Genomic DNA, 11,981 nt, shown 5'->3' with positions numbered 1-11,981 from the left:
AATTTTGCAGTCGACTTGCCGGCACCCGCCGCTACCGGTTGGTAAGCGCGTCCCGCAGGTGATCGCATTGACTGGAGAAGAAGGCCACCGATACGGGCGCCTTGTCAACGATCTGGTCGAACGCGTGGAAGGCGCCCGGGACGATCTCCTCATGCACGGCGACCCCCGCCGCACGCAGGCGCCGGGCGTACTCGCGCGCCTCCTCGCAGAACAGGTCCAGCGTTCCGGCCCCGATCCAGGCCGGCGGCAGCCCGGATAGGTCCTCGCGGCGCGCGGGCGCCGCCTCGCGGGGGTCCGCGCCGTTCAGATACCACCGCCACGCCAGCTGGTTGTCTCGTCCAGTCCACATGAGACGTTTGTGGCGGTCACCGCCGGCGCCGGTGCGGTCGTCGAGCATCGGGTACACCAGCAGCTGGAAGGCGAGGTCGATATCCCCGCGATCGACTGTCCGCTGGGCGAGCGCCGCGGCGAAATGTCCACCGGCACTGGCGCCGCCAACGGCGACGCGGGCGGGGTCCACCCATGGTTGGTGCGCCAGCCACGACAGCGCCGCATAGCAGTCCTCGAGCGGTGTCGGATAAGGGTGTTCTGGGGCCAGTCGGTGTTCGACCGCGGCGACGGCGACACCGGTGCGCTGCGACAGCTTGCGCAGGAACTTGTCGTCCTGGGCGGCGGTGCCCATCAGCGTGCCTCCGCCGTGGACCCAGAGCAGCGCCGGCGCAAGGACGGGGAGGCCCGCGGGGCGGTGCAGGCGAACGGTGACGTGCTCGTTGACCCGGGCAACCGGGACGTCGCGCAGCCGGCCCGCGCTCCCCATGAGCCGCATGAGCGTCCGCTGGACTTTGTAGCCGCGATGCAGGGCGTAGCCGCGTGGTGCGACGCGGGCGGCCTTGCGCAGGCTCGGATCGACCGTCTGCGGTGAAGTGAATGCGTTGTGGGGCAGGGCTTTTGCCATCGCATGCTCTCTGTTCTGGTCCGCCGGCAGGCATACCGACCATACAGCAAGCGTAAGGTGTCCGAGACGGCGCGCGGGGGAGCGCGCGCCCCCGCGCCCGCGGATGGCATGCGCATCGAAGGGGAGGGGGGAGGCCGGTTATCGACAGATGGTCAGCCGTCAGAGCCCATGCTCGGCCTTGATGGATTCCGCAGCGCGCTCGCCGATCACGACGCATGGCGCCATCGTGTTCGCACTGGTGATTCGGGGCATGATCGAGCCGTCGGCGATTCGCAGACCCTCCACGCCGTAGACCTTGAGGCTGCCGTCGACCACAGACATCGGATCGCGACCCATTTTCGCGGTGCCGACCTGATGCCAGTACGTTGTTGCGGCATTACGGATGAACTCTTCCAGCGGCGCGCCTTTCAGGTTGCCCGGCATAACTTCCCGCTTGACGAACGGCCGGACGGGCGCGGCATTGCCGATTTCGCGGACGAATTCCATGCAGGCCGTTGCCGCCCGGAGGTCGTCCGGGTGCGAGAGTGCGTTCACGTTGATCTCGACTGGATCGTCCGGAGCGGCGCCGGTTAGCCGGACTTGCCCGCGGCTCTGCGGATGTGACAGGGCGGCAAACAAGATCCAACTGGCGTCGGGAAGGCCGTACCGCGCGGCGTTCTCCGGGGTGGTCTTGGGAAAGGCTCCCTCGCAAGCGAATAGGTCCGGGTCGGTGAGTTCGGGCCTGCTTGTCCAGAACACCGTTGCCTCGGACCTCAAGTTCTGGGGTAACGGTTCATTGAACTCCCACATGCAGTCGAAACCGATGTGGTCGTGGAAATTCTGACCGACGCCGGGCAGGTGCTGCCGGACAGGTAACCCGACTCGGCGTAACTCTGACTGGTCACCCACACCGGACTGCATCAGAACCTTGGGGGTATGGATGGCGCCGAGTGAGAGCACCACTTCGGTGCCGGCGGTGAACTGACAGGCCTGGCCGCGGTGCGCGACTGTCACACCGGTGACCCGATTGCCCTCCCAAACCAGCCTTTTCACCACCGCGTGGGTCAGGACGGTCAGGTTGGGGCGATCCATGTACGGGTAGGTATAGGAGCGGAACACCGATTCACGTGATCCGTCGTTGCGCACCCGCAGGTCGGTGATGGACGCGCCGGCCGCGGTTTCCATCATCCGGCCGTTCGGACTCTCGAAGGTGGGAATGCCCAGCGAGGACGCGGCGTCGACCACAGCCCCGGCGAGGGGGTGGCGATTGGGTGCGGGTTGGACGAACACCGGCCCCCCGGTGCCCCGATAGTGCGGGTCCGGATCGCCATGCCAGTCTTCGATACCGCGATAGATGTTCAACACCGATTCGTAGCTCCAGGCAGGCTCGCCGCTTTCGGCGGCGAAGAAGTCCCAGTCGCTGCGGTGCCCGCGCGCCCAGACCATCACGTTGATGCTGGATCCCCCGCCCAGCACCTTGCCCATTGACAGCGGCAGTGTCCGGCCGTGCAGATTTGGATCCGGCGCGCTCTGGAACCCCCAGTCTCGCGCGCTGCCCAAATTGGTGTGCCACAGGTCGGCCGTCCACACGCTGGGGAGGTCGTCGCTGCCGCCGGCCTCCAGCAGGAGAACGCTGACGGCGGGGTTTTCGGCAAGTCGGCGGGCGATGACCGAACCCGACGAGCCTGCTCCGCAGACGACGAAGTCGTACCGGGATTGCAGGGCGGCGGTTAATCGTTGCTGGTTGGCGCGAACCCGTTCGGCCAACTCGAAGTCTTCCTTTGAATCGTTGTATGCGGGTGTCTTCACGCTAGACCCTTCGTAACGATGCTACGCGATACTCGTATCGGAGATACGACGCCAGCGTAGCACTGATTCGCATGGGGTGATATCGCTGCTAACATTAGGGCCATGGACGTCCGGGCACGCATGCTGGAAGCAGCAGAGACTCAGCTCGCCGCATCACCGCAAAACGACATCTCGACCCGTGAAGTCTGCGAGGCGGTGGGCGTCGGGTCTCCGGTCCTCTACCGGCTGTTCGGGGACAAGAACGGCCTGCTGACCGCCGTCATCGACCGGGCATTCTCGCGGTATCTCAGCGAAAAGCGCGCCCAGCCGCCGTCGGACGATCCGGTTGACGACCTTTACGCGGCCTGGGACAACCACATTGCGTTCGCGCTGGAAAACCCCACCGTCTACAGGTTGGTGTACGCGCCGCAGTTGGCAGAGGTGCCCGGCGCCGCCGAAGAGACGCGGCAGCTGCTCTACGACCGGCTGATCCGCTGCGCGGAAGCCGGCAAGCTGAAGACCAGCCCAGCCGAGGCCGCGCAGGCCATCATGGCCGCCTGCATCGGCGTCGCGCTGAACATCTTGTCCCAACCCGAGATCTACACTGACCCCGGCTTATCGGCGCGGGTTCGAGACGCGATCCTTCGCGAAGTGACGATCGATGCCGAGTCAAAGCCCACCAATGAGCGAACCCCCCCGGTGAAGCCCGTTGCGCTGCAGTTGGCGGCGTTGATTCGGCGCGCTCACACACCGTTGACCAAGGCCGAGGCCGCCCTGATGCTCCAATGGCTCGACGCCATCGCCGCCGCGGACCATCTGGACAACGAGTAGTCCGTTCGAGCGGGCTGCCGGCATCCGGCCACATCTGAATTCCCTTGCCAGACATTCCGAGCCGCTGCTGACGCGAATTTCGAGCCGGGAGCTGCGCGCTCGCCTCGCGCGCGCATTATCGCGCGCCAGGCCGGTGCTGACGCCGTGGAACGATCCCGTCGCCGTGGCCGCCGGGTTGCTCGGCGCCGCGCTCGTCACGGGGAACACCGTCGTGCACAAGCCCAGCGAGCGTTGTCCGCAGACCGGACGCCGGTTCGCCGAGTTGCTCGCCGCCCGGCTGCCCCGCGGGTGCGCTGGAGGTCGTCGACGGTGACGGTACGGTTGGCGCCCACCTGGCGGAGGCCGAGCGTGTCGACGTCGTCGCGCACGTCGGCAGTAGCGCTACCGGCCGGGAGATCGCGCGCGCATGCGCCAAGGCACTGCTGGAAAACGGCGGGAACGACGCCATGGTCGTCGACGACAACGTGGACCCCGGCTGGGCGGCCGGCCAGGCCGCGCTCGGCGCATTCGCCAACGCGGGGCAGATCTGCGTGTCGGTGGAGCGGATCTACGTCGTGCAGGCAATCGCCGAGGCGTTCCTCGACGCCCTGGTGTGCGAGGCGTCCACGTGGGCGGACCGTATCGGGCCATTGGTCGACGAGCGGCACCGGGAGCACGTCCACGCGCAGGTGGAAGACGCGACGCGGCGGGGCGCCGGTGTCTTGATCGGCGGCGAGCCGCGACCGGGGCCGGGCACGTACTACCCGCCGACCGTGCCGGCGGACTGCTCGCCGGACATGCAGGTCATGTGCGAGGAGACGTTTGGGCCCGTCGCGCCCGTGCGGCTGGTGCCGGACTTCGCGACCGCGCTGGCCGAGGCGGCCGATGACCGCTACGGTTTGGCCGCCACCGTCCTGACCGGAGACATGGCGCACGGCCAGGAGGCGTGGCGCAGCCTTCCGGTCGGCACGGTCAAGATCAACGGTGTGTTCGGTGGCGCGCCCGGCGGGGCCTCGGAGCCCCGCCGAGCCAGCGGCACCGGCTTCGGCTTCGGACCCGAACTGCTCGACGAGATGACGGCCGTCAAGGTCGTGCACTGGTCGGCGCCGGTTATCGACCCCACGCCGTAGTGCGCTCGCACCCGTCAACTTCGAAGAAACTCGAGCAGGTGGCTGTTGACCTCGTCGGCGTGTGTCCACATCATCCCGTGTGGCGCGCCCTGGATTTCGACATAGCGGGCTTCGGGCAGCGCCTCGGCGAATGGCCGTCCGGTGGCTGCGATGGGCAGGACGCGATCGCCGGTGCCTTGCATGATGAGTGTGGGCTCGCGGATCGTGACTATGTCCGAGCGGAAATCCTCGTACCAGGTCGCCACACACGCCGACGAAGCGAACCATGACGCGCCGGCTGCAACGTTGCAGCTGTGCTGGACTGCTTCCTCGCTGACCCGGGTGCCCAAATTCTCGTCGAGGTTGTAGAAGTCGCGGAAGAACTGCGTGAAATACGCGTAGCGGTCGGCGATGGCGGCACGGGCGAGTCCTTCGAACACGCTGTGCGGTAGACCGCTCGGATTGTCCTTCGCGACAAGGAGGTACGGCTCCAGGGGCGCCAGGAAGGCCAGCTTGGCGACCCTCGATGAACCGTACGTGCTGACATAGCGCAATGCTTCCCCGGTTCCCATCGAGAATCCGACGAGCATCACCTCGGTCAGTTCCAGCGCATCGATCAGGATCCGTAGGTCGGCGGCGAAGGTATCCCAGTCGTAGCCGACGGTGGGCTGGCTGGAGCGGCCGAAGCCCCTTCGGTCGTAGGCGATAACGCGATATCCCGCTTCGATCAAAGCCCGTTGTTGCTTCTCCCACGACCGGCCGTCCAGCGGATAGCCGTGAATGAGGACTACGGGCCGACCTCGGCCATGGTCTTCGTAGTAGAGCTCGATCGGAGCGGTGTTCTCATGGCCCACGGCGATGAAAGCCATTGCTCAGTCTCCTTTCCAGGCGTTTGCCGGCCATCACTCGGTGCGGATGATCTGCGCGGCGTCCATCTCCCTGATCTGGTCCGCGGTGTATCCCAGGTCGGTCAAGACCGCGGCGGTGTGTTCGCCCAGCAGTGGGGCGCCGGTGATGGCGGGAACGAATTCCGAGAATTTGATGGGGCTTCCCACGGTGAGGAACTTGCCGCGCTTCTCTTCCTCGACCTCGACGACGGTGCCGCTGGCCCGCAGGGCCGCGTCGGCGGCGATTTCCTTCATGCTCAGCACGGGCGCGCAGGGCACGTCGTACCTGCGCAGGATGTCGACAGCCTCGTATTTGTCTTTGTCGGCCAACCACTTTTCAATGTCGGCAAAGATGTCGAAGATGTGGGGCTGGCGGGCCTTGGGTGTGGTGTAGGCCGGATCGTCGATCCATTCCGGCTTACCGATTGCCTCGCAAGTGTTGGCCCAGTTCTGTTCCTGGATGGTGAAGTAGATGTAGGCGTTGGGGTCGTCCTGCCAACCCTTGCACTTGAGCACCCACCCTGGCTGTCCACCGCCGCCGGCGTTGCCGCTACGCGGCACCGTGTCCCCGAACTTGCCGTTCGGGTACTGGGGGTACTCCTCGAGATAACCCACGTGCTCTAGACGTTCTTGGTCGCGCAGTTTGACCCGGCACAGGTTGAGCACAGCGTCTTGCATCGCAACCGAGACCTTTTGTCCCACACCAGATTTCTCGCGGGCCTGCAGCGCGGTCAACAGTCCGATCAACAGGTGCATGCCGGTGTTGGAGTCCCCGAGCGCGGCGGCGCTGACGGTCGGTGGGCCGTCCCAGAATCCGGTCGTCGAGGCCGCGCCGCCGGCGCACTGGGCGACGTTCTCATAGACCTTGAGGTCCTTCCACGGGGATTGCTCGTTGAAGCCCTTGATCGAGCCGAAGATCAACCGTGGATTCAGTTTGTGAATGTGTTCCCAGGACAGACCCATTCGATCCATCGCGCCGGGCGCGAAGTTCTCCACCAGGATGTCGGCATCCTTGATCAACTTCTCCATGATCTCGAGTCCCTGCGGTGTCTTGGTGTTGACGGCCAGGGATCGTTTGTTGCTGTTGAGCATGGTGAAGTACAGGGCGTCGATGCCGGGGATGTCGCGCAGCTGATTACGGGTGACGTCACCGCCGGTGACCCGTTCCACCTTGAGCACGTCGGCGCCGAACCAGGCCAGCATCTGTGTGCAGGCGGGGCCGGCCTGGACGCCGGTGAAATCGATGACCTTGATACCGGCCAGGGGTGCGGACTCCATGTCAATTCCTCTCACGCGTTGTTCTTCATGGCTTTTCCACGCCGACGGGGTTGAGTGCGGTCAGATGGCCGCTTTCGGTGCCGTCGGCGGGGTCGATGACGCAGTCGATCAATGCCGGTCGGCGCAAGGTGAGCGCGGTGGACAGCGCTGCACCCAATTGGACCGGTGTTGTCGCGAAATATCCAGTGCCACCGAATGCTTCGATGACACGGTCGTACCGGGCGGTGCGCATCAACGTGGTGGGGGACGGGTCTGCCGACGCGGGATTTACGCCGTCGCCCTTGTAGATGCCCCCATTGTTGAAGACCACGACGGTGATGGGCAGACCGTAGCGGCAGATCGTTTCCATCTCCATGCCGGAAAATCCGAAGGCGCTGTCACCCGCGATCGCCACCACTGGCTGACCGGTTTCGACCGCCGCGGCGATCGCGTATCCCAGGCCAATGCCCATCACACCCCATGTGCCGCTGTCCAGACGGTGGCGCGGCAGCGGCATGCCGATGACGTTGCGGGTGTAGTCCAAGGTATTTGCGCCCTCGTTGATCAGATAGATGCCGGGGTGATTGGCCAGCACGTCCCGGACGACTCGCAGGGCGGGGTAGAAGCCCATCGGTTTACCCGGAGCCGATTCCGCGGTCAGGTGGGCATCCATCCTGGCTGTGTTCTCCGACGACCGGGCGGCGAGCGTCTGTAGCCAGGGTTGTGGTGCCGTGACGTCGCCGATGCCGGCGTGTTCGTTCAGAGCATCCATCACCGAGGAGATGTCACCCACCAACGGTGCACTGATGGCCTGGTTGCTGTCCAGTTCGGTTGGGTCGATGTCGACCTGGATGAACCGAGCGTCCGGGTTCCAGTGCGGGGCTTCACCGTGATTGAGCAACCAGTTCAGTCGCGCTCCGATGAGCATCACGACGTCGGCATCTCTCAGGGCCAGCGATCGCGCTGCGGCCGCGGACTGGGGGTGGCCGTCGGGCAGTAACCCCTTGGCCATGGACATGGGCAGAAACGGAATGCCCGTCGACTCGACGAATCGTTGGATCGCGGCGTCGGCCCGGGCATAGGCCGCACCCTTGCCGAGAACTATCAGTGGTCGTTGCGCCCCGGCAAGCAGGGCAATCGCGCGGTCCACCGAGCGTGGCGTAGGCGGCTGGAGCGGCGCCGGGTCGACAACCTGCCGAAGGGAGCGTGTTCCGGTGTCGGCGTCGAGCACCTCGCCCAGCACCGCCGCTGGGATGTCGAGGTACACGCCTCCCGGCCGTCCGGACATCGCGGTGCGGATTGCCCGGGCGACCCCCAGCCCGATGTCTTTCGCGCGGTCTACGCGGTAGGCCGCCTTGGCGAGCGTCTGGGCGATGGCGAACTGGTCCAGCTCCTCGTAGTCGCCACGCTTGAGGTCGATGATGCTGCGGTCGCTCGATCCTGCCACCTGGATCATGGGAAAGCAGTTTGTAGTCGCGTTCGCCAGGGAGACAAGGCCATTGAGGAAACCGGGACCGGAGACCGTGAGGCACATACCCGGTTTGCCGGTGAGAAACCCGGCCGCCGCGGCCGCGTGGCCGGCCGCGCTTTCGTGACGGAATCCAAGAAATCGGACGCCGGAGGCTTGAGCGACTCGAGCCAGGTCGGTCACCGGGATACCGACCAGACCATAGATGGTCGAGACTCCATTGAGCTTGAGTGCGTCCACGACCAGGTGGTAACCGTCGGTCTTTGTGGTGTCCACGGGGGTGGGGGATTGGGCGCATGCGTCGGCGTGCGGTGCGGCCATAGTCGGCTCCTTCGATAACGAGCAGGGCTGATTACAGATGCGCCAGGCGGTGTGGGCCAGTGGCCGCGCTCCTTGCGCGGGCCGGCTCACCGGTTGCGAAGCGCGCGTCTCTCGATCGAGGCCGCGAAAAACGGCGTCTCCTCGGCGTTATGGAGCTCCACGGCACGCTGGTAGTCGTGGCGTGCATCTTCGTACGGCATGCGGTGCGCGTCGAGGTAACGGTCGTAACTCGGCGTCGTCCACACCCAGACGTTGTTGGTGAACTCGTGGTAGTCGTCACCCTTGGGCTCGGCGATCAGTTCCCAGACCACTTCAGTGGCCGTGTACTCGCGACCGACCAAGTTGTCGGAGATGGAGTGAACGCGGCAATGCAGCTTCTCGCTGATGTCTTCGACGTAGTGCTCGACGATGAGGACACCACCGATGTCTTCGACGTTGATCGACATGCGCCGCCCGTCCGGGGTGGTGGTGGTGCCGGCCGCAAGGTGGGCTTTCGAACGGGGCGTGCAGTTGATGTACTCCTGGTCGCCCAGGGTGTACAGCCAGTCGGTGATGTCGATCAGTGACGAGGGTGCGTTGATAGTGAATTTTGCGCTCGACTCGCACAGGATGCGTCGCTCGAAGGGGGGCCGCGATTCGTCCAAGGTTGTCATCGTCCTCCTTTGCCGGTCATGATGGACGTCTCACGAGGCGTCCCCTAGTGACGTTGTTGCGCACAGGGTTTCGTGGACCGACCTGGCTTACGCCTTCGCAATCTGTCCCTGAACGCCGTCGTAGCCAGGACACCATGACGACCACGGCCGTGTCCTGAGTCGTTTGACTCGCTTGTCCATTCGAGCTCCGCGACTGACCGGGTCACCCGGTGCAAACAGGTCAAATGACTCAGGACTGGGGGGCCGACCCCGTGATGGTCTTGCTGGGACTGCGACCCGTGGGGGCGCGGCCCCTAGCGGTAGTCGGGAGGCGGCGATGAGAGCGGCAGTTTTCCTGGGTGAACGCACCGTGGAATGTGAATATCGACCGGATCCGCACATCGTCGATCCCGCGGATGCCATCGTGCGAGTCGGGCTGGCCTCCGTGTGCGGCTCGGACCTGTGGCACTACCGCGGGCTCACCGACTACGTGCCGGGCAGCCCGATCGGACACGAATTCATTGGCATCGTCGAGCAGGTCGGCAGTGATGTGGCCACGGTTGCGCCCGGGGATTTCGTGATTTCACCCTGGTCTTACAGCGACGGCACGTGCCCGAACTGCCGGGCGGGCATGACCACTGCTTGTGTGAACGGTGGGTTCATCCCCCGTGAGCCGTCCCGGTGAGTCCGGAGACTGCATTCGTTGAATCACCCTGCCTTTGGTGGGGTGCGTTTGTGATCGTAGTAGAGCGTCTCGACGGCCTCGGGAGTGAAGTCGTCGAGGTACTCGTGGGGGCGTTCGGTGTTGAACCAGACCACCCATTCAGCGGTCGCCAGCTCGACCTGGTTGACGTCGCGCCACGGGCCTTGCCGGCGGATAAGTTCGTTCTTGAACGAGCCGACGGTGGTCTCGGCCAGCGCATTGTCCAGCGCATCGCCAACCGAGCCGACGGAGGGATCCACGCCCTCATCGATGAGCCGCTGGGTGAAGGCCACCGAGGTGTATTGACTGCCCGCGTCGCTGTGCGCAATCAGCCCGTGCAGACTGGTGGTGCCGTCCTGGGCGCGAGTGAAGAACGCATGCTCGATAGCGTCGAGGACCAGATCGGTGGTCATGGATCTGGCGGCCCGCCAGCCTAGGATCCGGCGGCTGTAGGCGTCGATGACGAATGCGACGTAGACGAATCCCATCCAGGTCGACACATACGTAAAGTCGGCCACCCACAACCGATTTGGCGCCGCGGCATAAAGCGGCGGTCCACCAGATCCGGGTATCGCCGATGAGTGTCGTCGGCGATGGTGGTCTTGTGCTTGGATCCGTACCGCGCGCCCTCCCAACCGTTCTCGCGCATGATCCGCTCCACCGTGCACCGGGCGACATCGTGACCCTGGCTGCGTAGCCAGATCCACAACTTGCGTGACCCCAGCGTCTGGACGAACTTGCCTTTTTCTTGTCTTCCCGCGCCGCGGTGATGATCTCGACCAGCTCGGCGTCATGGATCTGCCGTCGTGTCGGGGTCTTGTTGATCCACTCGTAGTAGGTCGACGGGCTGATCGGCACGCCATGCTCAGACAGCACCGCACATGGGCTCGACACCCCAGCGCAGCCCGGCCCGCCGTTGGGGCCGGCCACCTGGTGGTCCTTGTGTTCGGCGATGAACCGGATCACCGTCTCCCGGGCCGGTCGAGCTCGGCCCCGAAGAAAATCGCCGCTGCTTTCAAGATCTCGTTGGCCCGGCGCAGCTCGGCAATCTCCTTGCGCAGCGCCTTGTTCTCCTCGGCCATCGCGGAGGTCACACCCGGCCGCTGGCCGGTATCGACCTCCGAGCGGCGGATCCAGGTCCGCAACGTCTCCGGTGTGCCGATCCCCAACATGCCCGTGACCGCCGTGATCGCCGCCCACTGCGACGGGTACTGCGGGCGCACCTCAGCGACCATGCGCACCGCACGTTCACGAAGCTCGTCGGGGTACTTGCTGACACGTCCCATAACCCAGATCCTCCCAAGATCGGGAGTCTCCGGAAACGCCGGGACGGCTCACCCGCGACAATCACAGTGGTGGTCAAGGAGAGCTGGTCCGTCTGCCGCTGGCCGACGGCACACTCGTCAAAGTGCCCGGTTCGATGGCTGATTATTCGACGGATATTCTCGCGTCCCTCCTGACGCTGTCTGACGTTATGGGGACCGGCAATCATGCCGCGGTATCGGCCGAGGTCCAGAAAGGTGACACCGTCGCGGTGGTGGGCGACGGAGCTGTGGGGCTGTGCGGGGTGATCGCGGCGAAAAGACTTGGTGCCGAGCGGATCGTCGCGTTGAGCCGCAACCCATCACGCCAGCGGCTCGCCGAACGGTTCGGGGCCACCGACGTCGTCGCGGAAAGGGGCGAAGATGCGGTCGCGGCGGTGAAGGAGCTCACCGGCGGCATCGGCGTGGACGCGGCTCTGGAGTGCGTCGGAACGAATCAGTCGATGCAGACGGCAATCGGAATCTGCCGTGCGGGGGCGATGGTGGGCAATGTGGGGCTGCCACACGGCGTGGAGATATCCGCGCCGGAGATCTTTGCCCGGAACGTGGGCGTGCACGGGGGGACGGCGCCGGTGCGCGTGTACCTGCCGGAGCTCATGGGTGACGTGTTGACCCAACGTATCGATCCAGGAAAGGTTTTCGACTTCAGAACCGACCTCGACAGCATCGGAGTTGCTTACGCCGCAATGGATGAGCGGCGTGCCATCAAGTCGCTGGTTACCGTCGCCGACCTGTTCTGAGCCGCTTCGA

The 11,981-nt window shown here is 65.2% G+C and carries 13 protein-coding genes; 5 read left to right on the top strand and 8 right to left on the bottom strand.

Features of this window, described 5'->3' with window-relative positions; translation table 11 throughout:
- Positions 1 to 31: 31 nt before the first annotated feature.
- Together G6N56_RS04645 and G6N56_RS04640 are read right to left on the bottom strand one after the other, a co-directional pair.
- Positions 32 to 955, bottom strand: coding sequence for an alpha/beta hydrolase (locus G6N56_RS04645; RefSeq protein WP_085257318.1), 924 nt, complete (start codon positions 953 to 955; stop codon positions 32 to 34).
- A gap of 159 nt (positions 956 to 1,114) precedes the next feature.
- Positions 1,115 to 2,701 carry a GMC family oxidoreductase gene (locus G6N56_RS04640; protein ID WP_163645196.1) on the bottom strand — a complete coding sequence of 529 codons (1,587 nt, stop codon included), beginning with the start codon at positions 2,699 to 2,701 and terminating at the stop codon, positions 1,115 to 1,117.
- A gap of 144 nt (positions 2,702 to 2,845) precedes the next feature.
- On the opposite strand from G6N56_RS04640, the gene G6N56_RS04635 reads away from it, so the two are divergent.
- The 3 genes from G6N56_RS04635 (at position 2,846) to G6N56_RS04630 (ending at position 4,662) form a co-directional block, all read left to right on the top strand.
- Positions 2,846 to 3,553 (top strand): TetR/AcrR family transcriptional regulator, encoded by a 708-nt coding sequence (locus tag G6N56_RS04635; RefSeq protein WP_085257316.1) that lies wholly within the window; start codon positions 2,846 to 2,848, stop codon positions 3,551 to 3,553.
- 133 nt (positions 3,554 to 3,686) lie between these two features.
- Positions 3,687 to 3,866: an aldehyde dehydrogenase family protein gene (locus tag G6N56_RS29710; protein ID WP_232069213.1), complete on the top strand. Its 180-nt coding sequence runs from the start codon at positions 3,687 to 3,689 to the stop codon at positions 3,864 to 3,866.
- Positions 3,847 to 4,662 carry an aldehyde dehydrogenase family protein gene (locus G6N56_RS04630; protein ID WP_408632688.1) on the top strand — a complete coding sequence of 272 codons (816 nt, stop codon included), beginning with the start codon at positions 3,847 to 3,849 and terminating at the stop codon, positions 4,660 to 4,662. The genes G6N56_RS29710 and G6N56_RS04630 overlap by 20 nt, the downstream gene beginning before the upstream one ends.
- A gap of 14 nt (positions 4,663 to 4,676) precedes the next feature.
- Here G6N56_RS04630 and G6N56_RS04625 read toward each other — a convergent pair whose 3' ends face one another.
- From G6N56_RS04625 to G6N56_RS04610, 4 genes are all read right to left on the bottom strand, one after another.
- A complete protein-coding gene (locus G6N56_RS04625) occupies positions 4,677 to 5,510 on the bottom strand; it encodes an alpha/beta fold hydrolase (RefSeq protein ID WP_085257315.1) in 834 nt (277 codons plus the stop codon).
- Positions 5,511 to 5,543: 33 nt separating this feature from the next.
- Positions 5,544 to 6,806, bottom strand: coding sequence for a formyl-CoA transferase (frc, locus tag G6N56_RS04620; protein WP_085257314.1), 1,263 nt, complete (start codon positions 6,804 to 6,806; stop codon positions 5,544 to 5,546).
- A 25-nt stretch (positions 6,807 to 6,831) separates the two neighbouring features.
- Positions 6,832 to 8,574 (bottom strand): oxalyl-CoA decarboxylase, encoded by a 1,743-nt coding sequence (gene oxc, locus G6N56_RS04615; RefSeq protein ID WP_085257313.1) that lies wholly within the window; start codon positions 8,572 to 8,574, stop codon positions 6,832 to 6,834.
- 86 nt (positions 8,575 to 8,660) lie between these two features.
- The gene (locus tag G6N56_RS04610) at positions 8,661 to 9,227 is read right to left on the bottom strand and encodes a hypothetical protein (protein ID WP_085257312.1); all 567 of its coding nucleotides are present in this window, start codon (positions 9,225 to 9,227) and stop codon (positions 8,661 to 8,663) included.
- Positions 9,228 to 9,543: 316 nt separating this feature from the next.
- Between G6N56_RS04610 and G6N56_RS04605 the strand changes: the two genes are divergently transcribed.
- A complete protein-coding gene (locus tag G6N56_RS04605; RefSeq protein WP_163645084.1) occupies positions 9,544 to 9,891 on the top strand; it encodes an alcohol dehydrogenase catalytic domain-containing protein in 348 nt (115 codons plus the stop codon).
- Between the two features lie 23 nt (positions 9,892 to 9,914).
- Here the strand turns inward: G6N56_RS04605 and G6N56_RS28830 are convergent, their stop codons facing one another.
- Together G6N56_RS28830 and G6N56_RS28820 are read right to left on the bottom strand one after the other, a co-directional pair.
- Complete coding sequence (locus tag G6N56_RS28830) at positions 9,915 to 10,577, bottom strand: IS3 family transposase (RefSeq protein ID WP_232069103.1); 663 nt, start codon at positions 10,575 to 10,577, stop codon at positions 9,915 to 9,917.
- Positions 10,578 to 10,871: 294 nt separating this feature from the next.
- The gene (locus tag G6N56_RS28820; protein WP_042791966.1) at positions 10,872 to 11,195 is read right to left on the bottom strand and encodes a transposase; all 324 of its coding nucleotides are present in this window, start codon (positions 11,193 to 11,195) and stop codon (positions 10,872 to 10,874) included.
- Between the two features lie 134 nt (positions 11,196 to 11,329).
- Here G6N56_RS28820 and G6N56_RS04595 point away from each other — a divergent pair, with 134 nt between their 5' ends.
- Complete coding sequence (locus G6N56_RS04595) at positions 11,330 to 11,971, top strand: zinc-binding dehydrogenase (protein WP_163645083.1); 642 nt, start codon at positions 11,330 to 11,332, stop codon at positions 11,969 to 11,971.
- Positions 11,972 to 11,981: the final 10 nt, after the last annotated feature.

Source organism: Mycobacterium saskatchewanense (genome assembly GCF_010729105.1).
Classification (GTDB): Bacteria; Actinomycetota; Actinomycetes; order Mycobacteriales; family Mycobacteriaceae; genus Mycobacterium; species Mycobacterium saskatchewanense.
The sequence above is the reverse complement of the archived record's forward strand: the minus strand, read 5'-3'. Positions and strand labels throughout refer to the sequence as shown.